General features: G+C 47.6%; 20 protein-coding genes, 1 riboswitch and 1 other annotated feature. Of the genes, 18 read left to right on the top strand and 2 right to left on the bottom strand.

The annotated features are described in order from the left end of the window. Positions 1–149 precede the first annotated feature (149 nt). The 9 genes from hemA to ysxE all read left to right on the top strand — a co-directional run bounded on the left by hemA (position 150) and on the right by ysxE (position 9,835). Positions 150–1,550 carry a glutamyl-tRNA reductase gene (gene hemA / locus JSY36_RS12465; RefSeq protein WP_205166650.1) on the top strand — a complete coding sequence of 467 codons (1,401 nt, stop codon included), beginning with the start codon at positions 150–152 and terminating at the stop codon, positions 1,548–1,550. A gap of 19 nt (positions 1,551–1,569) precedes the next feature. Continuing rightward, positions 1,570–2,391, top strand: coding sequence for a cytochrome C assembly family protein (locus JSY36_RS12470; RefSeq protein WP_205166651.1), 822 nt, complete (start codon positions 1,570–1,572; stop codon positions 2,389–2,391). Positions 2,392–2,462: 71 nt separating this feature from the next. Further along, positions 2,463–3,395, top strand: a complete 933-nt coding sequence (gene hemC / locus JSY36_RS12475; RefSeq protein WP_205166652.1) for a hydroxymethylbilane synthase — start codon at positions 2,463–2,465, stop codon at positions 3,393–3,395. Continuing rightward, on the top strand, positions 3,395–4,192 hold the full coding sequence (locus JSY36_RS12480; protein WP_205166653.1) for a uroporphyrinogen-III synthase: 798 nt from the start codon (positions 3,395–3,397) through the stop codon (positions 4,190–4,192). The genes hemC and JSY36_RS12480 overlap by 1 nt, the downstream gene beginning before the upstream one ends. Then, the gene (gene hemB / locus JSY36_RS12485) at positions 4,189–5,166 is read left to right on the top strand and encodes a porphobilinogen synthase (RefSeq protein WP_205166654.1); all 978 of its coding nucleotides are present in this window, start codon (positions 4,189–4,191) and stop codon (positions 5,164–5,166) included. Before JSY36_RS12480 ends, hemB begins: the two co-directional genes overlap by 4 nt. Before the next feature lie 15 nt (positions 5,167–5,181). Beyond that, complete coding sequence (gene hemL, locus JSY36_RS12490; protein WP_205166655.1) at positions 5,182–6,474, top strand: glutamate-1-semialdehyde 2,1-aminomutase; 1,293 nt, start codon at positions 5,182–5,184, stop codon at positions 6,472–6,474. 398 nt (positions 6,475–6,872) lie between these two features. Further along, a complete protein-coding gene (gene spoVID / locus JSY36_RS12495; protein WP_205166656.1) occupies positions 6,873–7,892 on the top strand; it encodes a stage VI sporulation protein D in 1,020 nt (339 codons plus the stop codon). Between the two features lie 12 nt (positions 7,893–7,904). Further along, positions 7,905–8,819, top strand: a complete 915-nt coding sequence (locus JSY36_RS12500) for a hypothetical protein (protein WP_205166657.1) — start codon at positions 7,905–7,907, stop codon at positions 8,817–8,819. Next, positions 8,816–9,835, top strand: a complete 1,020-nt coding sequence (gene ysxE / locus JSY36_RS12505) for a spore coat protein YsxE (RefSeq protein ID WP_205166658.1) — start codon at positions 8,816–8,818, stop codon at positions 9,833–9,835. The genes JSY36_RS12500 and ysxE overlap by 4 nt, the downstream gene beginning before the upstream one ends. A gap of 276 nt (positions 9,836–10,111) precedes the next feature. Here the strand turns inward: ysxE and JSY36_RS12510 are convergent, their stop codons facing one another. Further along, positions 10,112–10,306: a hypothetical protein gene (locus JSY36_RS12510; protein ID WP_122897806.1), complete on the bottom strand. Its 195-nt coding sequence runs from the start codon at positions 10,304–10,306 to the stop codon at positions 10,112–10,114. A 196-nt stretch (positions 10,307–10,502) separates the two neighbouring features. Further along, positions 10,503–10,747: a binding site (T-box leader), on the top strand. Positions 10,748–10,869: 122 nt separating this feature from the next. Here JSY36_RS12510 and JSY36_RS12515 point away from each other — a divergent pair. Then, positions 10,870–13,509, top strand: coding sequence for a valine--tRNA ligase (locus JSY36_RS12515; RefSeq protein ID WP_205166659.1), 2,640 nt, complete (start codon positions 10,870–10,872; stop codon positions 13,507–13,509). 227 nt (positions 13,510–13,736) lie between these two features. Here JSY36_RS12515 and JSY36_RS12520 read toward each other — a convergent pair whose 3' ends face one another. Then, positions 13,737–14,630 carry an ATP-grasp domain-containing protein gene (locus JSY36_RS12520; RefSeq protein ID WP_122897802.1) on the bottom strand — a complete coding sequence of 298 codons (894 nt, stop codon included), beginning with the start codon at positions 14,628–14,630 and terminating at the stop codon, positions 13,737–13,739. 120 nt (positions 14,631–14,750) lie between these two features. On the opposite strand from JSY36_RS12520, the gene JSY36_RS12525 reads away from it, so the two are divergent. The 8 genes from JSY36_RS12525 (at position 14,751) to JSY36_RS12560 (ending at position 25,016) form a co-directional block, all read left to right on the top strand. Beyond that, positions 14,751–15,962 (top strand): bifunctional folylpolyglutamate synthase/dihydrofolate synthase, encoded by a 1,212-nt coding sequence (locus JSY36_RS12525; RefSeq protein ID WP_122897800.1) that lies wholly within the window; start codon positions 14,751–14,753, stop codon positions 15,960–15,962. Positions 15,963–16,151: 189 nt separating this feature from the next. After that, entirely contained in the window at positions 16,152–17,831 is a 1,680-nt protein-coding gene (locus JSY36_RS12530) for a sensor domain-containing diguanylate cyclase (protein ID WP_205166660.1), read from the top strand. A gap of 202 nt (positions 17,832–18,033) precedes the next feature. Beyond that, positions 18,034–18,564, top strand: a complete 531-nt coding sequence (locus JSY36_RS12535) for a hypothetical protein (protein ID WP_205166661.1) — start codon at positions 18,034–18,036, stop codon at positions 18,562–18,564. 25 nt (positions 18,565–18,589) lie between these two features. Continuing rightward, positions 18,590–20,254, top strand: a complete 1,665-nt coding sequence (locus tag JSY36_RS12540) for a G5 domain-containing protein (protein ID WP_205166662.1) — start codon at positions 18,590–18,592, stop codon at positions 20,252–20,254. Between the two features lie 18 nt (positions 20,255–20,272). Further along, complete coding sequence (locus tag JSY36_RS12545) at positions 20,273–21,943, top strand: GspE/PulE family protein (RefSeq protein ID WP_205166663.1); 1,671 nt, start codon at positions 20,273–20,275, stop codon at positions 21,941–21,943. 18 nt (positions 21,944–21,961) lie between these two features. Then, positions 21,962–22,993 carry a type IV pilus twitching motility protein PilT gene (locus JSY36_RS12550; protein ID WP_122897792.1) on the top strand — a complete coding sequence of 344 codons (1,032 nt, stop codon included), beginning with the start codon at positions 21,962–21,964 and terminating at the stop codon, positions 22,991–22,993. A gap of 6 nt (positions 22,994–22,999) precedes the next feature. After that, positions 23,000–24,205, top strand: coding sequence for a type II secretion system F family protein (locus tag JSY36_RS12555; RefSeq protein WP_205166664.1), 1,206 nt, complete (start codon positions 23,000–23,002; stop codon positions 24,203–24,205). 96 nt (positions 24,206–24,301) lie between these two features. Continuing rightward, positions 24,302–24,380, top strand: a riboswitch (cyclic di-GMP riboswitch). Positions 24,381–24,635: 255 nt separating this feature from the next. Next, positions 24,636–25,016, top strand: a complete 381-nt coding sequence (locus JSY36_RS12560) for a prepilin-type N-terminal cleavage/methylation domain-containing protein (RefSeq protein ID WP_336511484.1) — start codon at positions 24,636–24,638, stop codon at positions 25,014–25,016. Positions 25,017–25,244: the final 228 nt, after the last annotated feature.

Below are 25,244 nucleotides of genomic sequence, written 5' to 3' on the forward strand. Positions count from 1 at the left end.
CCATAAAGACAATGTTATAATATAGTCAGTATGTATGCGAGCCTTTCACTTGTTCATGTAAACGTGGTACAATAGATAAGGTTTGTTCAAGAACGTAATGATTTATCGATAAAATACAGGGAACAGCTAGTTACTTCGGGGGTGAAACGATGCATATCCTTGTTGTCAGTTTGAATTATAAAACAACACCGGTTGAAATACGAGAGAAATTTACTTTTCAGAACGATCTTGAGGGAGCGCTTGCGAAACTCAGATCTTCTAAAAGTATGCTTGAGTGTGTGATTGTTTCTACATGCAATCGTACGGAAATTTACGCCGTTGTCGATCAGCTTCACACAGGTCGTTATTATACAAAGGCTTTTTTGGCAGAGTGGTTTAATATGCCGAAAGAGGACTTCACGCCGTTTTTACAAATCCGTGAAGACGAGAGTGCGGTGGAGCACCTGTACCGTGTTACGTGCGGCCTAGATTCCATGATTGTCGGAGAAACACAGATTCTCGGGCAGATCCGTAACAGCTTTACTGCAGCCCAGGCTGAAGGGACGACAGGGACAGTATTCAACCACCTGTTCAAAGAAGCCGTTACCCTTGCCAAGCGTGCACACTCTGAAACAAGCATCGGAGAGAATGCGGTTAGTGTCAGTTATGCAGCGGTTGAGTTGGGTAAAAAGATTTTTGGCGGGTTTGATCAAAAAGAAGTTCTTGTTCTCGGAGCAGGAAAGATGAGTGAGCTTACAGCGAAGCACCTTCACGCAAGCGGGGTAAGTGACATTACCGTCATGAACCGTACCCAGGAAAAAGCGACAGAGCTTGCTGTGAAGTTTAAAGGCGTGTCCCGTTCCATGGCGGAATTGGACGATGCCCTTTCGACAGCAGATATCCTTATCACCTCTACCGGTTCTACGGACTATGTCCTTTCCAAAGAGATGATGACGGCTATGGCGAAAAAGCGTAACGGACGTCCGTTGTTTCTTGTAGACATTGCTGTTCCACGGGATATCGATCCGAGAGTCGGTGAACTGGAGAACGTTTACCTTTATGACATCGATGATCTCCAGGGGATCGTAGCTGCCAACCTTGAAGTGCGGCAGAAGGAAGCAGAAAAGATTGAGCTCATGATCGAAGAAGGACTGATTGCCTTCAGTTACTGGCTTGATCAGCTGGGCGTTGTACCGATTATCAGTGCCCTTCGCACAAAAGCACTTGCGGTCCAGGCTGATACTATGGAGAGTCTGGAGCGAAAACTCACAGACCTTACCGAGCGGGAAAAGAAAGTGATCAGAAAGCATATGAAGAGTATCATTAACCAGATTCTGCGCGATCCGATTACAGTTGTGAAAGAACTTCCTGAAGAAGAGAGTGCTGAAGAATCACTCGCTCTTGTGACCAAGCTTTTCGGGCTTGAAGAGGAGCTTGAGGAAAACAGCATGCCAAAGTCCAATATTTATATTAATAAAGCAGAGCGGGAATGGAATCTTCAAAAGCGCAAAGCAGAGCTTTCGAGTAAGCACAAGCAGAAAACTTCAGCGAAGGCCCTGGCACGATCTTGAATAGCGGAGAGGACAGGCTATGATTCTAAACTCTCTGTATATGCTCATCATCGTGCTGTACCTTTTGAGTGTTCTCGGCTATTTTATTGATTTCATACAAAACAACCAGAAGGTGAATCGCATAGCCTTCTGGTTGCTTTCTATTGTCTGGTCTCTTCAGCTGTTTTTTTTCATACTCCGAATGCTCGAATTTAACAGGCTGCCCTTAATGACGATATTTGAAGGGCTCTTTCTATACGCTTGGATACTGGTAACTTTTTCATTAATTATTAACCGCCTGTTTAAAATGGACTTTCTTATCTTTTTTGTGAATGTGGTCGGGTTTGTGATTATGACCATCAGTATTTTTGTTCCCCCTGGTGATGCATCAGACCAGCTGACAAACCTGTTAATTACCGAGCTCCTCGTCATTCACGTATCTGTGATTCTCCTGTCCTACGGTGCGTTTACCCTGTCTTTTGCCTTTTCGTTTATGTACATGCTTCAGCATCACATGCTTAAGGAAAAAAAGTGGGGAAAACGGATGTTCAGAATTGGAGATCTGGCGAAACTCGAGAGGTTTTCCTATGTTTTTTCCTTAGTCGGCTTTCCTCTTATGGTTTTCGGATTAATTCTTGGAATCATCTGGGCCTGGATTGAGTTTGATACGGTTCCCTGGGATGACCTGAAAGTAATATCAAGCTTCCTTGTCATCGGTGTTTACGGCGTCTATTTGTTTCAGTATGTTGTGAAGAAGAAACGGGGATACGGCCTGGCACTTTTGAATATCGTCGCTTTCCTTGTACTGTTGGTAAATTACTTTTTATCAAGTTCGTTTTCAGACTTCCACCTGTGGTACTGATGGTGTGAAAAATGATATTGTGAATGAAGACCTTATAGAACAGACGAAGTCCTACACATTGGAGGTAGCGTATGCGCAAAATTATTATCGGTTCCAGAAGAAGTAACCTGGCCATCACCCAGACAAAATGGGTGATAGAAGAGTTAAAAAAACAAGGTGTTCCCTACGAATTTGAAATTAAAGAAATTGTAACAAAAGGAGACCGGATCCTTGACGTAACCCTTTCTAAAGTTGGGGGAAAAGGCTTGTTTGTAAAAGAAATTCAAAAAGCCATGTTTGATAAGGAAATTGATTTTAGTGTCCACAGCCTGAAGGATCTCCCGTCCGGTGAAACGGAAGGACTGACCATCGCTTCTATACCAAAACGTGTAGACCCTCGTGATGCCTTTATCTCTGAAAGCGGGAAGACCTTAAAAGAGCTTCCGGCAGGGTCTGTTGTTGGAACGAGCAGTCTCCGCCGTGCTGCACAGGTGCTTGCCGAGCGTCCTGATGTTGAAATCCAGTGGATTCGCGGGAACATTGATACCCGCCTGCGCAAATTGAAAGAAGAAAACTTTGATGCCATCATCCTGGCAGCAGCAGGGCTTGAGCGTGTGGGCTGGACGGATGAGATTGTGACAGAATTCCTCGATCCGGAAGTGTGTCTGCCTGCAGTGGGGCAAGGGGCTCTTGGTATAGAGTGTCGCTCTGATGATAAAGAAGTCGTAGATATGCTCAGAAAGATCAACGATGAAGTAACAGAGAAAACAACGGCTGCAGAGCGCGCCTTCCTTCACACGGTAGAAGGAGGATGTCAGGTGCCGATCGCAGGTCACGCAAAGCTGATGGATGATGGGCGGGTTACTCTTACAGCCCTTATCGCTTCTCCGGACGGCAAGCAGATCTTTAAACGAACGGAGACAGGAGAAGATCCTGCAGCGGTCGGAAACAGTGTTGCCGAGTTTATGCTCAATGAAGGGGCAAAGGAAGTCCTCGATAAGGTTAAGCAGGAGCTCGATCTGTAATGACCGGCGGACTCCCTTCCCTTAAGGGACTGAAGATCGCAAATACAAGGGCTGCCCACCAGGCAGCCCCCTTTACAAGGCAGATTGAAGCCTTTGGCGCCACTGCTTTGGAAGTCCCCCTCATTTCTGTTCAGCCTGCCGGACGTTCATCCGCTTTTTTTCAATCACTTAAGGATATCGACCGTTACACCGCGGTTGTATTTACAAGCGCCAACGCCATCATACATACGTTAACGGGCCTTTCGTCATTGAAGTTGGATAAAGAAATCTTACGTGGCAAGACAATTGCTTGTGTGGGGGAAAAAACAAAAATGCTCCTTGAAGATAATGGAATAACTCCTCACCTCGTTCCTGAGGTCTTTGACGGGGAACACCTGGCGGAGGTACTCGTTGAGTTACTTGGAAAAAACGACATCGTCCTTTTCCCAAAAAGCAATCTTGCCAGAAATGTCATTGAAACATCACTGAAGGAAGCGGGCATTGAGTTGGACGCTCCCGTCGCTTATATTACTGAACCAAATGAAAAGGAAGCGGAAAGGCTCCGGGAGCTCGCCCGTGATCAAAAGGTGGATGTGATCCCCTTTTTAAGCCCTTCAGCTGTGAAAGCGTTCTTTTCTTCAGGCCCTAAAGAAGTAGCGGATTACCCTCCGGAAACTGTGAAACTTGCGGCCATCGGACCGGTCACATTATCAGCTCTGGAATCACTGGGAATCAAAAATGTCATTGTCCCTGAAGAATACACAACAGAGGCTCTTCTTCAGGAGATTGATCAAACAATCAGGAGGAATGAGAGATGAAAGAATTTCAACGTCACCGCCGATTGCGCCGGACAGCCGGCATTCGCAACATGGTAAGAGAAACTCACCTTCACACAGAAGATTTCATATACCCGATTTTTGTTAAAGAAGGAACAGACATTAAAAATGAAGTACCATCCATGCCTAGTGTCTACCAGTGGTCTCTTGACCGGTTAAATGAAGAAGTAGATGAAGCAGTCGGGCTTGGCATTGAAACGATCATTGTATTCGGTGTTCCGGCAGAAAAAGATGAAGTTGGTTCTTCAGCCTATGTCCACAACGGGATTGTTCAGGAAGGAATTCGTCAAATCAAGGAACGCTACCCTGCAGTGACTGTTATTGCAGATACGTGCCTGTGCCAGTTTACCGATCATGGCCATTGCGGCGTCGTCCGTGACGGTGAAATCGTAAACGATGACTCCCTGACACTTCTTGCAAAAACGGCTGTTTCCCAGGCGGAGGCCGGAGCAGATATAATTGCCCCATCGAACATGATGGACGGCTTTGTCTCAGCGATCCGGGACGGACTTGACGAAGCCGGGTTTGAAAATATTCCAATCATGAGCTATGCGGTAAAATACGCATCTGCTTTTTACGGACCGTTCCGTGATGCGGCCCACAGCTCTCCAAAGTCAGGAGACCGGAAAACCTATCAGATGGATCCGGCCAACCGTTTTGAAGCTCTTCGCGAGGCGGATTCAGACGTGGAAGAAGGTGCAGACTTCCTTATTGTAAAACCGGCACTCTCCTACCTGGACATTATCCGTGATGTAAAAGAGCGACACCCGCTCCCGATCGTTGCCTACAACGTCAGCGGAGAGTATTCCATGGTGAAGGCTGCTGCACAGAACGGATGGGTAAATGAAAAAGACATTGTTCTTGAAAAGCTTACGAGCATGAAGCGTGCCGGAGCTGATCTCATTTTGACCTATCACGCAAAAGACGCAGCCATTTGGCTTAAAGGTGAAAAATAAAGGAGGCTGATCACAATGAAACTGGACAAGTCCATTAAAGCATTCGAACAAGCGAAGAAAGTCATGCCCGGTGGTGTAAACAGCCCGGTGCGTGCATTCAAATCCGTAAACATGGACCCTGTTTTTATGGAAAAAGGAAAGGGATCGCACATCTGGGATATCGACGGAAACGAGTATATCGACTATGTTATGTCCTGGGGTCCACTCGTTCTCGGCCACGCCGATGACCGTGTAGTAGCATCTCTTAAAGAAGTAACGGAAAAAGGCACAAGCTTTGGTGCCCCGGCCGAAATTGAGACAAAGCTCGCTGAACTTGTAATCGAGCGAGTTCCCTCCATTGAAATCGTCCGTATGGTCAACTCCGGTACAGAAGCGACCATGAGTGCCCTTCGTCTTGCCCGCGGCTACACAGGCCGTAACAAAATCGTGAAGTTTGAAGGCTGTTATCACGGTCACGGAGATTCCCTGCTGATCAAAGCAGGATCCGGAGTGGCAACACTAGGTCTTCCCGACAGTCCCGGCGTTCCGGAATCTGTTGCTCAAAATACGTTGACCGTTCCCTACAACGACCTTGAAAGCCTGAAGCTTGCGTTTGATGAATTCGGTGATGACATTGCAGGTGTAATTCTTGAACCGGTTGCCGGTAATATGGGCGTTGTCCGTCCGGAAGTTGGCTACCTGGAAGGCGTGCGCGAAATTACTGAGCAACACGGCTCCCTTCTCATTTTTGATGAAGTTATGACCGGTTTCCGCGTAGGTTACAATTGTGCCCAGGGCGAGCTCGGTGTTACACCGGATTTAACGTGCCTTGGTAAAGTAATCGGCGGAGGTCTTCCGGTCGGAGCATACGGCGGTAAGAAAGAGATTATGGAGAAGGTCGCTCCTGCTGGTCCGATTTATCAGGCTGGAACCCTGTCCGGAAACCCCCTTGCCATGACGGCAGGGTTTGAAACGCTCGATCAGCTGAAAGAAGCTGATTACGAGGAATTTGACCGTCTCGGACAGCGTCTGGAAGAAGGCATTAAAAAAGCAGCTGCCAGGTATGAGATCCCTTGCTCCATTACCCGTGCCGGATCCATGATCGGCTTCTTTTTCAACGACGGCCCGGTGAAAAATTACGATCAGGCTGCAAGCTCGGATCTTGATATGTTCTCAAAATATTTCCGTTATATGCTGGAAGAGGGCGTATCCATTGCTCCTTCCCAGTTTGAGGGGATGTTCCTCTCAACCAAACACACAGACGAGGACATCGATCGCACAGTGGAAGCAGCTGAAAAAGCATTTCAGCGCATCCGGAACGAAAACTAAAAATGATAGGACCCTCTGCCTTCGTGCGGAGGGTTTTTTTTGGATTTTGGGAGGGGGGAGGAGGCTGATTGCCCACTAAAGAGAGGTAATTATTCGTTAAGGGCAGATAATTTTCCTCTTAGTGAAGATAATTTCCCTTGAGGAAAGATAGTTCACCCCAAAAGGAAGTTAATTCTGCCTGAAAGGAAGCTAATTCTCCCCTAAGCAAAATAATTGTCAACTGGCTCAAATTAATTCTCCTTAACCCGTCCATCCCGAGAAACCATGCATAATTGCCCCTCTTTTCTCATAGAAGTGTAACGTATGAATGGCGAGTCTTTCATTCATGGTGGACAAAGAATGAACATCCCAGAGCGAAACGGAAAAAGGATTTTTTTCTATAAAAGGAGGAGAAGCGTGTGGCCAATGAACAGGCATCAACCTTATCATTTTCGATTCAGGAAGCAGTGTGGCTGAATCGCGGCCAGGAAATTGACAGTGTCCTTTCGTTGTCACTGGATCCTGACATTACTATTCAGGAATCCGAAGAGTATGTAACAGTAAAAGGAAATCTGGTGTTATCAGGGGAGTACAGTCCGGGGCAGGATGTGGATGAACAGCAGCAGCAGCGTAACGCAAGTCTTTCGGAGCAGGTATCGTTCAGGTCCATCGAAGAAGTACGGATCTCAGACGAAGGGCTCGGTATGATTCGTCATCCGTTTCCAATTGATGTGACAATCCCAAGGAGCCGGATTTATGACGTGGACCAAATTTATGTAAATGTCAATTCGTTTGACTACGACCTGCCGGGGAACGGATGTATCGAACTGCAGGCTGACGTATCCATCAGCGGCATGCAGGGAGAATTTCCGGATTCAGCTTCTACGTATACAGAAGAAGAGACCTCTCAAGAAGAAGAACAGGAGCCGAGAGAATTTCACTATGAGGCTGTTCGTCCCGCAGGGGAACAGGAAGATTATATGAGAAATGAGGAAGCAGAAGACAGCTCAGAAGAAGAAACCTCATCTGAACCTGTTGTTTATTTAAACAGGATGGAATCAGAGGACAACGAAGAGGAAGCGCAGTATGAAGAGGATTATGCCTTTTCAGCGAATGATACCCGCTACACCTCTTACGAAGCAGAAGAGGAAGTTGAGGAACAGGCAGAGCAGGAAGAGTCAGAAGAAAAAACGTATGGTACCCGTGAGGAAGAAAATGCCCTTTATCTCACCAAGGTTCTTGCAAGGGATGATGAAGAAGCGTTTTCCAGACTTCGTATGTGTATCGTACAGTCCGGGGAATCCCTTGAAACCATTTCAGCACGGTATAATATTCCGGTCAGTCAATTGATGAGACAGAACAGACTGAACGAAGAGCGCGTGGAAGAAGGACAGATTCTTTATATTCCGTCCAGAATTTCGTCACCAACCTCTTCTTAGGGGGAGCAGAATATGGTTGAAATCGAGCAGTTAAAGGCAGCGTACGGTTTCCATACAGCGGAATGGGTTATACCGGGGGAGACGTTAAAGACAGAGAGAGGCGTTAAAACAATCAAGTGGTGGGAGAACCATCACTTGATGAACTGGCACATTCAATGGAGAGAGGCTCTTGACAACCGTGGTGTGTGCCTGACAAACCGGATGATCCGGACCAAAGATCATGAAATGTCTTTCCTTTGTTCAGAGGGGTGGATGACCTTGCATGACGAGGTCACGTCCCTTTTTTCATATCAGGGAAGGGAAGATGAGCTGGCTGCGCTCATTGAAGGGGTTATCAACACCGGTTACACGATGGATTCCCGGTACGCCGCCAACGAAGAGCTCACGGAGAAGACGATTACTGAAGCAGTGGGAGAGTTACCTGATTCGGTGGACCCGATTGTAGTGTCGATTTTAAAAAAGACAATGGATGAAGCCATTACCAGGTACAAAAAGGCGGAGAGACTGCCGGTATCCCAACTGGAAAAACTTCCGGTCATTGACCCGCTGGCAGGGCTGGACAACGGTAAAGAAATATTCGGACAGCTGTTCTGGTCTTTTCCGGGAAAGGCACCTGAAATGGGATACAGGTCCATATCATTTTTCCTGCGAGATTACCTGGCAGCATACGGAAAAGTCTGTTTCGAACGCCTTCTTGAGTCACTGGATGAGTCAAAAACCTTTGATGAAGCCATTGTCATAAGAGTGCTGAAAGAAGCACTGCTTCCATGGGACTTTGTCGATGCTGTAAAAGAAATCTCCGGTAAAAAAGGAGAAGAGGCGTCAGAGCTTCTGGAGAAAATGTATCAGACGTGGGAACAATCACGTGCTCTCGTCACAGCCCTCAGTACGTGGTTTGATGGAAAAAGAGAGAAGGTGGCCAATTGACGACGAAAACGTTCGATCATTTAGGTTCCGTTCTTTTTCACTACGATCTTTACCCAGAAAAGATAGAGACGTATGGGAAAGTAAAAAAGGTCTACACTTCCCGCGGCGTATTTGCCCTTAAACAGACGCCGATGGACCGGGAAGGGGGAGACTGGTTTATCCATGTCATGAGGAGGCTTGACCGCATCGGTTTTCATTACACCGTGCCGATTGTTCCGACTAAGTACGGCGACTATCTTGTAAGGCGTGGAGATTCGGCCTTTTACTTGATGCCGTGGTATGACAGCCATGACCGCTTTTCTCATCCGGTCAGTAAAGAAGATGTGATTTTAGAGGAAATTGCAAAGCTTCACGGGCTTACGGAGAAAAATCAGGAGTATTCAGAAGAAGTCATTCAGGAAAGCTTCAACACCCTGAAGAAACGGTGGGAACTTCGCAGGCTTGAAATGGAACGGTTCGTTGACAAGATTGAAACGCAACAGTACTTGTCCCCATTTGAGCTCACGTTTCTCACACACTTTCACAGGATGGTGCAAATGGCGGAGTCGGCCGAGGAGCACCTTGCCTCGTGGGTGGATATCTGTAAAGAAAAGAAAGGGTTTCGAAGCGTCCTCTGTCACGGAAGACTAAACCGCAGCCATGTTTTGTTCGATCAGTACGGATCCGGTTACTTTCTGAACTTTGAACATGCGGTCCTCGACACGCCGGCACGGGATCTGGCAATTTTATTCCGGCATTATTTCCAGACCAGGCCGTGGGATACGAGTGAAGGCTTTCATTGGCTCGGCACGTACGAGCGGCATTTCTCCCTGTTTGATGAGGAGAGGCATTTGTTAATGAGCTACCTGTCGTTCCCCGAGAGTATTTTTCATTCTGTGGACTTATATCTAAACGAACAGCGGGAACAGACACAGCTGCAGCTCGTTACTCATCTTGAGCGCCGGATTCTCTCTCTTAACCGCATTCACCGGCTTCAGGAAATGCTTTTCCGTGAGGAGCCGGAGCAGAATTATTAAACTCAGGACTGTCCATAAGGGCGGTCTTTTGTTTTTTTTGGCTGTTTTATATAATATTGCTGACTTATTAAGAAGTTGATTGGAGCGAATGCGCGACACTCCTGCGGAAAGAGCGAGTTCCGGGGAGACCCCGCAAGCGCGCAACGCTGAGAATCAAGCCGCCCGCGGAAAGGGAGCGCAATGAGCGTAAATCAACACCTGAGTTTCACAAAACCATTTTTTGATACAAACACAAACAGACGAGCTTCCCGGGTGTTTCGTACGGGAGCCCGTCTGTTACTGGAACCATCCGTATGCAGTTGAGAAATAGAAAATCGCAAGGGTGGCAAGGAGGATGACATCAAATGTACTCGGGAACAAAAGGGTTCTGATAAGCTGAAAAAAGATGATGGGCAGTAAGCACTGATAAAAAGCGTCAATGATCCGTCTTCCCCATAACGGTAACCGCACCCTGCTAAACGGTTTTCCCACAAAATCCGCCTCCTTTTCCGGGCTCTGTCTGCTGTCAGTTTATGCGAAGGCGGTGAAATGTGTGTATAGGTCCGGGATTATGAGATTAGGGCGAGCAGCAAAGAGGTATATAAAATAAAAAATAGGTGATGATGATTGTAAAGATTGTGCTTCTGCCTATTGAAAGTTCGGAAGGCATAGAGTAAAATAACGATAGTTAATAACCGTGATGGGGAAGAGTACATCTTGAAACCACCAGAGAGGAAAGCCATTAGCTGAAAGGCTTTCTTGGATGCAGGGATGGAAGGTCGCCCCGGAGTTGCTTTTGTGAACGCCATACTTTAAGGTGAGTAGTTAAAGCCGGCAGACCCCGTTATGGTCACTTGAGTGTACACTGCATTTTTTCGGGCAGTGTAAACAAAGGTGGTACCGCGAGAAGCGTCAGCTCTCTTCGTCCTTTGACGAAGGGGGCTTTTTTGTGTTCAAAAGGCTTGCAGACCGTGAGAGAGAGTATCGCTTGGGGAATGGCATAAGGCACTTCCCGACTTGTATGCAAAGCTTTCTATATCAAAGGAGGAATAAACATGAACAACGAAACAACAATGCCCCCGAAGTACGATCCGCAGGCAACTGAAGCCAAGTGGTATCCGTACTGGGTAAACGGAAAGTTTTTTGAAGCAACAGGAGATGAGAACAAAAAGCCTTACACGATTGTGATTCCACCTCCGAATGTAACAGGAAGACTGCACCTCGGTCACGCCTGGGATACGACGTTACAGGACATTCTGATCCGTACGAAGCGTATGCAGGGGTATGATGCCCTCTGGCTGCCGGGTATGGACCACGCAGGAATTGCAACCCAGGCTAAAGTAGAAGGGAAAATGCGTGAGGAAGGCATTTCCCGGCACGACCTCGGCCGAGAGAAGTTTCTCGAGAAGTCCTGGGAGTGGAAAGAGGAGTATGCGGACTTTATCCGTCAGCAGTGGTCAAAGCTCGGCCTCAGCCTCGACTATTCCCGTGAGCGTTTTACCCTGGATTCTGGACTGTCTGATGCGGTTCGTGAAGTATTTGTAAGGCTTTACGAAGAAGGGCTCATTTACCGCGGCGAGTACATCATCAACTGGGATCCCCAGACGAAGACGGCTCTTTCTGATATCGAAGTTATTCACAAAGACGTACAAGGTGCTTTTTACCACATGAAGTATCCGCTAGCTGACGGCAGCGGGCACATTGAAGTGGCAACTACCCGTCCGGAGACGATGCTCGGAGATACGGCAGTTGCGGTTCACCCGAAAGACGAGCGCTACCAGCACCTCATCGGCAAGAAAGTAAGACTTCCGATTGTCGGCCGGGAAATCGAGATCGTTGCGGATGATTATGTAGATATGGAGTTTGGTTCCGGTGCAGTGAAAATTACACCGGCTCACGACCCGAACGACTTTGAGATCGGGAACCGCCATAACCTTGAACGGGTTCTTGTAATGGACGAAGGCGGCGTGATGAACGATAAAGGCGGCAAATACGAGGGCATGGATCGTTTTGAATGCCGTAAGCAGATTGTAAAGGATCTTCAGGACGAAGGCGTACTGTTTAAAATTGAAGACCACATGCACTCCGTTGGTCACTCAGAGCGAAGTAACGCAGTCGTTGAACCTTACTTGTCCACACAGTGGTTCGTTAAGATGGGACCACTTGCGGAGCAGGCGATTGAGCTTCAAAAAGGCGAAGGAAAAGTCAACTTTGTACCTGACCGTTTTGAAAAAACATACATGCACTGGATTGAGAACATCCGTGACTGGTGTATTTCACGTCAGCTTTGGTGGGGCCACCGTATCCCGGCCTGGTACCACAAAGAAACAGGAGAGCTTTACGTTGGCCGTGACGAGCCGGAAGACATTGAGAACTGGGAGCAGGACGAAGACGTTCTTGACACATGGTTCTCATCTGCATTGTGGCCGTTCTCCACGATGGGCTGGCCTGACGACGAGGCGGCTGACTACAAGCGCTTTTACCCGGGTGATGTTCTCGTAACGGGCTACGACATTATCCAGTTCTGGGTAAGCCGTATGATTTTCCAAGGGCTTCAGTTTACCGGCGAGCGTCCATTTAAAGACGTACTCATTCATGGACTTGTTCGTGACGGGGAAGGCCGTAAGATGAGTAAGTCACTCGGAAACGGTGTCGATCCGATGGATGTTATCGACAAGTACGGTGCCGATGCCCTTCGTTTCTTCCTGTCTACAGGAAGCTCACCAGGCCACGACTTGCGCTTCTACTGGGAAAAAGTCGAGGCAAACTGGAACTTCGGAAACAAGATCTGGAACGCATCCCGTTTTGCACTGATGAACATGGACGGCCTGAAGTACGAGGAAATTGACCTTAGCGGTAAAAAATCAATTGCCGATGAGTGGATTTTAACCCGTCTTCAGGAAACGGTAGAGCATGTAACAAAAAACATCGACGCCTACGAGTTTGGTGAAGTGGGCCGTGCCCTTTACAACTTCATCTGGGATGACTTCTGTGACTGGTACATTGAAATGGCGAAACTGCCATTGAATGGGGAAGACGAGGAAGCGAAGCACACAACCCGTTCCGTTCTTGCCTATACACTGGATCAAACGTTACGTTTGCTTCACCCGTTCATGCCGTTCATCACAGAAGAAATCTGGCAGCACCTTCCTCACGAAGGAGAATCCATCACTGTTGCGAAATGGCCGGTGAAAGATGAAGTCCTGATGAACGATCAGGCGGTTAAAGATATGGAGCTTCTGCAAGGCATCATCCGTTCCGTTCGAAACACCCGTGCTGAGCTGAACGTACCGATGAGTAAAGAAGTTGAGCTTCAGATCAATGCGGGTAACAGTGAGATTTTAGGCCAGCTTGAGCGCGGACAGTCCTACATCGAGCGCTTCTGCCGTCCGAGCGACCTTAAAATGGCTGTGGACCTCGCAGCCCCTGAAAAATCCATGAGCAGCGTACTGAGCGGCGTTGAGCTTTACCTGCCGCTTGCAGGACTTCTGGATCTCGAAGCAGAAATCGAGCGTCTTGAGGGAGAGCGAAAACGCCTCGACCAGGAGGTAATGCGTGTTCAGAAGAAGCTTGGCAACGAAGGATTCGTAGCGAAAGCACCGGATGCCGTTGTTGAAGCCGAGCGTGAAAAAGAAAAAGATTATCTCGAGCAGCGCGATAAAGTCGACGCGCGAATCGCAGAGCTGAAGAATTAACCAGCGGGCCACCCTCTCTTTTTGAGAGGGGGCCTTATTTAGTGTGTGTGGGGGCTGATTCTACCCTAAGATGGAATGATTCTTCCCGTAAGCGGATTAATTCTTCTTTAAACCGCAATAATTCTGCCCAAAAGCGAATTAATTCTTCCTTAAACTGCAATAATTCTCCCCTCAACAAAACTCCCCCTCACAAAAAAAGAACCGCCTGATCCCAGGCAGCTCCATTTCTATCTGTAAACCTTCTCCGCAATATACTCAATCATCCGAGGCGCCACATCCACTTCGGTACACTCATAAATACTTCTAATATGAGGATTGGAATTAATCTCGCAAAGCACCGGGCCGTCCTCGCCGAACAGTAAATCAACCCCGGCAAAATCCGCTCCTGCTACTTTGGCAGCAAGGACAGCCAGCGCTTCTTCCTCGGGGGAAGGATCATAAGGCTCCGTCGTTCCCCCGGCTGTGACGTTTGCCCGGAAATCGACCTCCGACGTGCGCTTCATCGCCGCAACAACCTGGCTGCCCACAACATTAAGCCGGACATCTTTTCCCTCACTTGACCGGACCATCTCCTGAAAGACCGCTTCTTTACTACCGATTTCAGTAATTAATTTACGTAACCGCTCCTCTGTATCTGCTTTATATACCTGCTCTCCAAACGATCCGTACGCTTCTTTCACAATTACCGGCAGACCGAGCTCTCCCACGATTTGTTCAATAAACGTGTCGTTTCCCTGTACACAGCCGTCGAACACTTTCGGGGCAATGATCGTTCTTGGTACAGGAACGGCACTGCCTGCAAGAGCAGTGTGCATGAGCGCTTTATTGTCACAGATCTCGATTGCACGGCTTCTGTTAAAAAGCGGAATACCTGTCGCTTCAAGGTGCCTGGCAAGGTGGAGGTCCTTATCGGCGTAATGAACAAAATCAGGACGATGAAGGTGACCGGGGAATCGTAATTTCCGCTCGCCGTTTCGGTCAATCATGACAAGAACCTCACTGTTTAAAACCAGGTCCAGTGTGATCCCGGCCGCCTCCGCTGCCCGCTGCATCCACTTCCCGTAATCGAGAAATTTAGGTGTAAGTAAACTGCTGTTATAAACAAGCCATCCGTAGCGCATCTCTTTTCTCCTTCGTTCGTTGCAATTTGGATATCGTTTCTTCAAAATGGACTTAGGTTATTATTTTAGTTTAACAAAACTACGATTTTTTCGCAGGAAAGAAAGGATTGATCACATCATATGTCTAAAATTAATCTTGGTCTTGAACGAGTCGAGCTTTTAATGGAAAAACTCCGCCACCCGGAGCGAAGAGTCAAAACGATCCACGTTGCCGGAACAAACGGGAAAGGGTCAACAACCGCATATCTCAGGGAAATGCTTAAGGAAGCGGGCTTCATTACAGGGACATACACATCACCGTACTGGGATACACCGGCAGAGCAGATCGCCATTAACGGGGAACACATCCGTGAATCGGAACTTGAAAAATGTCTCAGTGAAATCGCTCCCGCTATAAAAGAAACAGAAACCGATCTCGGGTCTGTGGTGACGGAATTTGAACGGATGACCGCAGCCGCTCTCTATTATTTTTCCACAATGAAGCCGGTTGACATTGCCATTATTGAAACAGGCATGGGGGGACGACGAGATGCCACAAATGTGATTGTGCCTCTCGTTTCTATTATTACAACCGTAGGCATGGATCACGAAGCATGGCTTGGTGACACGATTCGGGTTATTTCCCGGGAAAAAGCCGGGGTTATAAAGTCGGGGGTGCCTGTATTTACTGCAGTACAGGGAGAAGCGCTGGACGTAATAAAAGAAGAAGCCCGCCTTAAGCATACGAAAGTTTACGAGGCAGGGAAGGCCGCCAAAATCACAATTGAAGAGCGGAAAAAAGATGAAACCACCTTTCAATACAGCTCTTCTTACAAGGATCTGAAAAACCTCTCAACGCTAATGCCAGGCGATCACCAGGTGACTAACGCAGCACTTGGGATTATGGCCATTGATTACATGAAACAATACTATGCCATGATGGTCGATGATGAGGCCATTCGTAATGGGATAAAGCAGGCGGTGATGCCGGGACGCCTGGAGAAGGTAAGTAAAAACCCGGTGGTTCTGTTGGATACAGCCCACAATCCCCAGGCCATTGAAGCTCTTGCGAAAACAATAAAAGCACGCTACCAGGACACTGATTTTAACGTTTTATTCGGTGTGATGAAAGATAAAGACTACAAACAGATGCTTCAGATGCTTAGGGAGAGTTTTTCAGAGGTGTTGGTGACCTCATTTGATGATGAACGCGCAGCTTCAATCGATCAGCTTCAGTTGAATGAAATTACAGCGGTAGACGATGTCCGGTCATGGCTGGAGAAAAACAACCAGCCACTTATTATTACAGGGTCCCAGAAATTCATCGGCCAGGTCCGTCAATATCTGACATGATAATGGTAGTATATACCCACCAATCAGGTGTACCTTTATAAAAATGTTCCAAAAATTGAGACATTAGTATTAACAATAGTGAACGACTTGTGATAAGATGAGAACAACATACTGATCGTGGAAAATTCATCCATCTTTTTACCCGGAAGGTGGAAAACTTACACTGGCATTGGAAAGAGAGGGATCGCCTTGGAAAGAGAGCGGAAGCAAGCTGTCTGGGCAATTTGGTTTATTGTGTTTCCCGTCTTTGTTTTTTTTATCGTTGATCATTTTCGGGCGTTTCCCGGTGAGAACGTTACCGGCCTTCTTTCTTTTGCAGTTCTTATTATCCTCGTTTCATTGTTTCCGATAAGGATAAAAAGCACGTCGCTCATTCCTCTTCACGGAATTGCACTGGCTGTATTCCTGCAGTTCGGCCTTATTGCAGAGATGGCTGTTACACAGCTTGCTCTGTTTACAGCTCTTCTCATGCTGAGACTCTCGAAAAAAGAGATTTACCGTATTCCGTTTAACTCTGTTATTTTTCTCGGTGTATCCATGGTTTCAGCCGGAGTCTTCTATCTTCTCGGCGGAACCACAGGGAGCATGGAGCGGATGACCGCAGACGTGGTTATTCCTGCTGCAGGATATGCACTGACGTTTTTTATTACAAACCATTTGTTTATTTATGTGGCCATCAAGTACCTTACGAAGCGGGACGTCAGCTTTTGGGATGAGGGGCTTAAGTGGGAAGCCTTTTCAGCGGTGATGATTGTGCCCGTGGGTCTAACCGTTGCTATGCTCTACAACCAGATTGGATTTATGGCAATTTTAATCATGGGTATTCCTTTTGTGAGTGTAAGCCTGATCCTGCGTCAGTTCCATAATTCAGAAACAACGAATGGCCTTTTGAAAAAAGTAAGTTCGTATGGTTATCAAGTGAATGAAAACCTCAGTGTGGATAAAATCATCGATCTGTTTATGGACCATGTGCAAACGATTTTTCCTGTGGATGCGGTTCATGTATATGACTACAACCCAAAAGACGGGTTGAGATTCAGGAATTCGACTGAATCTGTTGAAGGCAGACAGGTGGATAAGCTCAGTCTGAAAGTAAGCCAGACGAGTGAGACCCTGCATTTTCAATCGTATAAACAGTGGCGGGAAGTAGAAACACAGGATATTTTGAGTGACACAGAGTCTGTGATTAGTGTTCCAGTCATGCGTAACCAGGAATGTGTGGCTGTTATTACTCTCACATCAGGAAGAAAAAGAGTGTTTGAAAAACGCCACGTCATGATTCTTGAGTTTATGGCAAACTATCTGGCAGTAGCAGTTCAAAATGCAAGGAACTATGAAATGAAGAAGAAAGAAAGCGAACGCTGTGCCCTTACAAACCTTTATAATTTCCGGTATTTTGAGAACCTCCTTCTGGAAAAATTCGATAAAGGTACTTCGGAAGATCAGCAATTTGCCATTATTCTTCTCGATCTCGATCATTTTAAAAGAGTCAATGATACATATGGACACCATAGCGGCAATGAAGTGCTCTGTCAGGTTGCTGATGTTCTTACCAACACGGTCGGCAGCGCAGGTACAGTAGCAAGATACGGGGGAGAGGAGTTCGTCGTCTTAATTGAAGATACAAACCTTTCTTTTGCCCGCAGTCTTGCAGAGACCCTTCGCCAGGCGTTGGAGAACCAACCGTTTGTTGTGGAGAATGATCTTGGTGAAGGGAACGAATCGCTCATTAACATTACGGCCAGTATTGGCGTGGCAGGAAAGTCTGAGCCGGACGAGACTGCAATGGCCGTTCTCAGGAATGCGGACCGGGCTATGTATACAGGAGCGAAACAACAGGGGCGCAACCGAGTGGCGCAGTTTTCATAAGAGGAGGACCCAGAGGACGAAAACGTCCGGGTCGTCCTCTTTTTTTTGCGACAGGTGTCGAAATACCTATCTGTTAAGGGAACAATGGAAAAATTATGCGGAAAACCGCACCCCGTATCCTTTCATTGTTGGAAAGTCTGGTATAAAATGAAAATATCAGAAAAAACTTTCAGAATTTTTAAGAGGCAAAGTAGGTGACGTTTTGGTAGAGTACTTGTTTGTTGCAGCCGGCACATTGTTACTGATTCCCATAATGATGTTTTTGCCGTCCGTTTTCAGCCGTAAAGTCACGGCTCTTCTCGTGGTGGGGGCAGGCCTCCTTACTGCGGGGGCGTTCAGCCTGATCAGTCTTTATCCCTGGTGGGTAGCTGTGGTTGTATTGTTTACGGTCCTTTTGCTAATCTCTTTGATTGTAAGTTCCCGAATGAAAAAAACAGGTTATGGTTCAGAAGATGACGATTATCCGGTTGGGGACAAAGAGGAAGGGGAAAAGTCCCTCAAAGAGCCTGCTAAGGCAGCGCCGGTAAAGGAGTCACCGATAATAAAAAAAGATGAAACGGTGTCTGTTGAAGAGAAGAAAGAAACGCCACAGAAATCAGCAGTTGTACATAAACGACCTCTTGGACAGGGAAACCGGGAGGGAAAACCGGTCACGGACAATGAAAAACAAAGCGAACAGTCTCTTCATAAGAGAAGGCAGCGCCTTTTTGATTCACTTGACCGTGATCAGTAAAAATACATTCACAGGAGGAAACGTCATGAAGTTTCATGAATGGTTTGCCGCAACATTGCTCGTTTTGGTCGGAAGTGTCGCGTTTCTTTCCCTTTTTTCTTATACAGGTACGCTGGTTTACAGCACGTGGTGGGAAAAAGACAGGCTGGACAGGGAAACTCAGCTCGCAAGTGTAGACGTCAGTGAAATGAGTGAAGAGGAAGCGGCGGCTGCCCTGGAGGGGGAAATTAAAGCATGGCAGGAGGAGGCTTCTGTCACTCTCACATGGTATGACGAGACGATTACCCTTCCAAACGATATGTTTACTTTTGACGTGGACACCACCGTTGAGCAAGTGTTTGCAGGGGAAGGGTATGAAAACGGGATCATTGTGAGAGCGGATGAGTCAGAGTTGAAGAAGCAGTTATCCCTTTTTATTTTTGCAGAAGATCCTGCACATAAGACAAATACAGAAGCTCTTGCCCTTGACCTTGAAGCTGAAGTTGCCTTTCTGCCGGCAGAGGATACAGTAAAGCATGTCCATGATTATTTATACGAAGAAGTAAAACCAATGGAAGGCCTTATTCAGACTGCGAACCGAAGTGTTACCCATAGTGAACAGCTGATGGTGTGGATCAGTGCCATGGAGAATGTAACGATCCCGGCAGAAGGGACGTTTTCACTTCTCGGTACGATGGAGGAACGGGGGCTTGATCCGGTAGAAAGTGAAGACCTGGTTGTCCTTGCCTCAGCCGTGTATGAAGCGCTTCTGTGGAGTAACTTCGAAGTACTTGAGCGTTCTCAGCGTCATGAGCTTCTTGATGGCGTTCCTCTCGGGTTTGATGCCAATGTCGTTCCATTTGAGCGGAATCTTGTTTTCTTTAATCCGAACTCCAGCAACTATGACCTGCATTTAAGAATGGAAAATAATCAGCTCACAGCAGAGCTGCATGGTCTGCCTCTCCCTTACGACATTCGTGTAGAAGTGGAGCAGACAGCTGAAATTGAACCTAAAACACGCGTCCGTTTTTCCAGTCAGAGAACGGAAGGTGACCGGGCTGTGATTGATAACGGGGCACCGGGATATCAGGCAAGAACGGTACGTACGATTGCCCGCTGGGATGAAGAAGAACCCGAAAGAGAAACCGTCTCTGAAGATTACTATACGGCCCAAAACCGTCTTGAGGAATGGAGCATTGAAGAGCGGATAACGGAAGAGGAAGAAGATGAGGACTTCATCTTCGATCCAACTGATCCGGATGGAGACAACGGTGATAATGGAGATCCTTGGGGGAACAACGGTCAGGACGACGATCCCTTCGGTAATGGAGATGATAACGATCCATGGGGCAGTGACGATAACGGGGATCCGTGGGGCAACGGTGAACAGGACCAGGATAATAACAACCAGTGGAATGGAAACGGACAGAATGGGTCCGACCCTGCAGATCCGGGTAACAACAGTCAGTGGCCTCCTTCTGAAAACAACAATCAGACACCGGGAGGATCAGGAACAAATCCGTTTGATCCGGGCAATGGCAGCGGAAACGGCTCAGGGAGCGGAACCGGTACGCAGCCGGGACAAGGCGGCTCCGGAACAGGAAATGGATTAACCCCTTCCCAGCCGGGACAGGACACAGACAGCAGCCGCCCGCCGGGACAGGAGTCCGGTGAGTACGAAGAAGAAGACATCGATATTAAAGGCTACTAGGTCGCGAGGGAGGAAACGATGAGGACGAAACACCGCCGTTTAGGAGACATTTTAGTCGAAGCAGGAGTCGTAACAAAAGAGCAGGTTGAAAAGACTGTTTCAGCAAAGAGACGGTCCCAGAAGCTGGGGGATGCCCTGCTGGAGCATGGACTCGTAACAGAAACACAGCTCATTGAAGTGCTGGAATTCCAGCTCGGAATTCCCCACGTGACCCTGAGCCGCCACCCCGTGGACAGCCAGCTCACGAACCTTGTGCCAAAAGACATGGCCAAGCGCCACCTTGTGCTTCCCTTTCAAAAAGAAGGGGATAAGCTCAGGGTGGCCATGGCTGATCCGATGGATTACGTGGCTATTGATGACTTAAGGATGCATACGGGTTTTTCCATTGAGCCGTCCATCGCATCAAAAAAAGATATTCAGCAGAGTATTTACAAGTACTATGAGCTCGAACCTTCTATGAAAGAGTTTGCGGTGGAGGAAACGGAAGAAGAACCTGCCCAACGGGAAAGCCAGTCCATTGACGAAGAGGAAGATGCACCGGTCATCCGACTTGTGAATCAACTCTTCGCAGCGGCTCTCCAAAAAGAAGCCAGTGACGTTCACGTCGACCCCCATGAAACGAAAATTCTTGTCCGTTACCGGATTGACGGTATTTTGCGTACCGAACAGGCACTGCCGAAGCATTTTCAGAATGCCCTTGTGGCCCGAGTGAAAATCATGGCTAACCTGAATATAACAGAAACCCGCCTTCCCCAGGACGGCCGGGTCAAAGTGAGTATGGACAAGCGTCAGGTGGACTTAAGAATCTCCACACTCCCTACGGTTTACGGGGAAAAAATCGTTGTGCGTATTCTCGATATGAGCCAGGCCGTGACGCGTATCGGCGACCTTGGGTTCAATATAGTGAACAAAGAGCACTTTGAAAACTTGTTGAGCCGTCCGTCGGGAATGGTCCTCATTACTGGCCCCACGGGTTCGGGGAAAACGTCTACCCTTTATGCAGGGCTCAATGCCTTGAATGACGATGAGGTCAACATTATGACCATAGAAGACCCGGTAGAGTATCAGATGGAAGGGATTAACCAGGTGCAGGTGAATGCAAAGGTAGGCCTGACGTTTGCGGCTGGTCTCCGCTCGATGCTCCGCCAGGACCCGAACATTGTCATGGTCGGGGAAATCCGGGACCGGGAAACGGCCGAGATTGCCGTTCGGGCCTCACTGACCGGTCACCTCGTCATGAGCACCCTTCATACAAACAGTGCCTTATCTACGATTCCAAGGCTGATTGATATGGGCGTGGAGCCCTTTCTTGTGATGTCGTCTTTGACAGGTGTGGTTGCACAGCGACTTGTCAGACGGGTATGTCCGGAATGCTCAGAAACGTACGAGCCTACTGAACAGGAGCTGAAATGGTTTGTAAAACGGGGCATTGACGTGGATAACCTTTACCGCGGCAGAGGATGTAAGCTCTGTAACGATACCGGCTACAAAGGGAGAATGGCGATTCATGAAGTCCTTGTGATCGACGATGAGCTTCGCAAGCTCGTCCTTAACAACAAGCCGATGACCGCCATTAAGGAACACGTTCTGAAAAATGACATGATCTTTTTAATTGAAGACGGGCTTCTTAAGGCGAAAAAAGGAGAAACCACGCTTGAAGAAGTTCTCCGTGTGGCTTTGGATGATTAGTAAAGGGGGCAGTGTGCAGTGAAAGAGCGTTTGGAAAATCTACTCGTATCAGCATACGAACTGGGCGCCTCGGACGTCCACCTCACTGTCGGCGTCAGGCCGGTTTTCAGGATCAACGGGGAACTCGTCCAGCACGAATACGACGTTCTCACACCGGATATAACCGGAGAAATGGCCCGGGCCATTATGCCGGAGGAGATGTGGGAGCTTTTTGAATCAAAGGGAGAGATCGATTTTTCATACGGCATACCAGGGATTTCGAGGTTCCGTATTAACGTATACTTCCAACGGTCATGCATCAGCCTCGCTGTGCGGATTGTTCCGACTTCCATTCCGACACTTGATGACCTCAACATGCCAGGCGTATTAAAAGACATTGCAGCAAAACCCCAGGGACTTGTCCTTGTGACCGGTCCGACGGGATCGGGAAAATCGACGACCCTTGCTGCCATGGTCAATCATATGAACCGGACGATGAAACGTCATATCATCACACTGGAAGATCCAATCGAATACTTACATAAGCACGGCAATTCCATCATTGATCAGCGGGAAGTGGGGTTTGATACGAAGAACTTCGCCAACGGCTTAAGAGCCTCCCTCCGCCAGGATCCGGATGTCATTTTAGTAGGGGAAATGCGTGACCTTGAAACGATTGCCACCGCTGTAACGGCAGCGGAAACAGGACACCTCGTTTTAGGAACACTTCATACAACCGATGCGGCAAACACGATTGAACGGATTATTGATGTATTTCCTCCCGAACAACAGGGGCAGATCCGGATTCAGCTCGCATCCGTGCTCACAGCCGTCGTTTCCCAGCGGCTGCTGAAAACCTCAAACGGCAGGGGACGGGTGGCGGCGACTGAGATTTTACTCAACAACAGTGCAGTGAAAAACCTGATCAGGACCGAAAAGATTTTTCAAATCCCGACCGTCCTTCAGACGAACCGGGCCCAAGGGATGCAGACCCTTGAAATGAGCGTGAATGAACTCCTTCGCGAACGGCAAATCGACCGGGATGCGGCATCCTATTACATAAGTGGGTAGATGACTATGGCAATGTATCGTTACCGAGGCAGAAACCGGAACGGCGTTCTTGTTAACGGCAAATTAAAAAGTGATTCAGAAAAAGATGTGCGAGTTAAGCTGAAGCAAAAAGGCATTAATGTTATGGAAATCAAGCATCTGGACAGCTGGCTCTATAAAGATGTGACACTGCTTCAAAAAGTGACCACAAAAGATCTCGTCATCTTTTTACGCCAGTTTTCAACGCTCCTTCATGCAGGTCTTTCCCTCGTGGACAGCATCGAGCTTTTGGCTAAACAAACCTCAAACAAGCTCTTAAAAGAAGGGCTTGTTTCCGTGAGTGAAGATATCCGTACAGGTTCGACCTTCTCTGATGCGGCTGAAAAGCAGCGTCATGTCTTTCCGCCTCTTTTTACGAACATGATCAAGGCCGGTGAAGCGGGAGGAAACATTGAAGAGATTCTCGACCGTCTCGCTGTTTACTATGAAAAGCAGCACGCCACGAAACAAAAGGTCATCTCAGCTGTCTCGTATCCAGCTGTGGTTGGAGTGGTCGCCGTCGGTGTAGTCATTTTCCTTCTGGCTTTTGTGGTGCCGACCTTTGCAGATATGTTCGCAAGCTTCGGCTCTGACCTTCCGTGGATTACAGCATTTGTGTTAACAATCGGGGACGTGCTCCAAAGCTATGCGTGGGTGTTGTTTTTACTCATCCTCCTTACTGGCATCGTGATTACCCTTATGGCCAGGGACAAGCGCTATAAATATTACCTGGACTACGGTCTGTTGAAGCTGCCGATTTTTGGCTCTCTTCTTCAAAAGGCAGCCATCGCCCGGATGTCCAGGACCCTGAGTTCCCTGTTTTCAAGCTCTGTGCCTGTTCTTCATGCCACGTCTATCGTAGAGCGGGTTGTAGGAAATGAAGTGCTGGCCAGAGTGATCCGGGATTCACGTAATTCTCTTGAAAAAGGAGAATCCATGGCCGAACCTATGGAACGTCACTGGATTTTCCCGCCCCTCGTAACGCAGATGGTAGTCGTGGGGGAAAAAACGGGGAGCCTCGATTCCATGCTCGGAAAGGTCGCTGACTTTTATGAAGCCGAAGTGGATCAGGCAACAGAAAGACTGAAAACCGCCATCGAACCATTGTTAATTGTGGGCCTTGCTGTCGTGGTCGGAGTCATTGTCGCGGCGATCGCCATACCTATGTTTGAGATCTTCGACACCATTGGGTAAAAATTCATAGAAAACTAGTAAATATTTTTATTTTATTGAGATTTTAGGCTTTTCATAATAGGAAATATAAACTATACTACTACTATAGTGAACGAATAAACGAATGAAAGCTATGAAACACCGTCTGTATATGGGCACTTGGGCGGTGTGGAGCGAGTAGTGCAACCGGCAGATGCAGCGAAGAGAGGACTTCTTATGTACAAGCACTCCTCTTATTTGTGAATATGCCGGTTTTTTTATTGGCGTGTTTTAGAGAGGTTTTGATGGTTTCCAAGCTCTTCTTCATAGAAGCAAATGCTGCCGGAATGCCCGAGACTCCTGCGTAAGTGGGGCTCGGGGGCACCTCCGCGGAAAGGGAGGGTATGGAGGCAGCATCAATATCTTCTTTTAACAACGCCTTAAACTAAAATGCAGAGGGAGGTTCACTAAAGTGAACAAGTACAAACTGAAATTACGGAAGTTGATGGGGAATGAAAAAGGTTTAACACTGGTTGAGCTGCTTGCAGTAATCGTTATTTTGGGGATTATCGCAGCGATTGCGATTCCGGCGATTGGGGGTATTATTAGTAATGCACAAGACGATGCAAAGCAGGCCAACGAAGATCTCCTAATTAATGCAGCAAGACTTATGGTAGCATCACAAGATAATGAAAAAGCTAGTTATACAGACAAAGAGCTTGCTGATAAAGGTTATTTAGAAGCGGAGCTAAAAGGATATAAGGGAACTGTAACTATCAATGAAGATAATGGGAAATATACTTATAAAGTTGATTTAGAAGAAAAAAGTGATGATGAGGACGAAGAAGGCTAATAAATAACTACACCAAACACAAAGGGGGTTCTATTCTAGAACCCCCTTTGTGTTTAATAATCCAACTATTCAGATATTTATAGTACACTAATAATAAAGGGTCTAGTATGAATTGCACATAAAAGCAGAGATCCTGCATCCGCTTCAGACGGACGCTTTCCGCGGGCAACGCTTCAGCCTCCTCACTCCGTTGCGGGGTCTTCAGCTGTTGCTTTTCCCGCTGGAGTC

The organism is Alteribacter salitolerans, assembly GCF_016901055.1.
Classification (GTDB): domain Bacteria; phylum Bacillota; class Bacilli; order Bacillales; family Salisediminibacteriaceae; genus Alteribacter; species Alteribacter keqinensis.

Excerpts from the sequence above, each read along its gene's own strand:
- hemA (WP_205166650.1), top strand. The coding sequence starts at position 150 with ATGCATATCCTTGTTGTCAGTTTGAATTATAAAACAACACCGGTTGAA.
- JSY36_RS12470 (WP_205166651.1), top strand. The coding sequence starts at position 1,570 with ATGATTCTAAACTCTCTGTATATGCTCATCATCGTGCTGTACCTTTTG.
- hemC (WP_205166652.1), top strand. The coding sequence starts at position 2,463 with ATGCGCAAAATTATTATCGGTTCCAGAAGAAGTAACCTGGCCATCACC.
- JSY36_RS12480 (WP_205166653.1), top strand. The coding sequence starts at position 3,395 with ATGACCGGCGGACTCCCTTCCCTTAAGGGACTGAAGATCGCAAATACA.
- hemB (WP_205166654.1), top strand. The coding sequence starts at position 4,189 with ATGAAAGAATTTCAACGTCACCGCCGATTGCGCCGGACAGCCGGCATT.
- hemL (WP_205166655.1), top strand. The coding sequence starts at position 5,182 with ATGAAACTGGACAAGTCCATTAAAGCATTCGAACAAGCGAAGAAAGTC.
- JSY36_RS12500 (WP_205166657.1), top strand. The coding sequence starts at position 7,905 with ATGGTTGAAATCGAGCAGTTAAAGGCAGCGTACGGTTTCCATACAGCG.
- JSY36_RS12515 (WP_205166659.1), top strand. The coding sequence starts at position 10,870 with ATGAACAACGAAACAACAATGCCCCCGAAGTACGATCCGCAGGCAACT.
- JSY36_RS12520 (WP_122897802.1), bottom strand. The coding sequence starts at position 14,630 with ATGCGCTACGGATGGCTTGTTTATAACAGCAGTTTACTTACACCTAAA.
- JSY36_RS12525 (WP_122897800.1), top strand. The coding sequence starts at position 14,751 with ATGTCTAAAATTAATCTTGGTCTTGAACGAGTCGAGCTTTTAATGGAA.
- JSY36_RS12540 (WP_205166662.1), top strand. The coding sequence starts at position 18,590 with ATGAAGTTTCATGAATGGTTTGCCGCAACATTGCTCGTTTTGGTCGGA.
- JSY36_RS12545 (WP_205166663.1), top strand. The coding sequence starts at position 20,273 with ATGAGGACGAAACACCGCCGTTTAGGAGACATTTTAGTCGAAGCAGGA.
- JSY36_RS12555 (WP_205166664.1), top strand. The coding sequence starts at position 23,000 with ATGGCAATGTATCGTTACCGAGGCAGAAACCGGAACGGCGTTCTTGTT.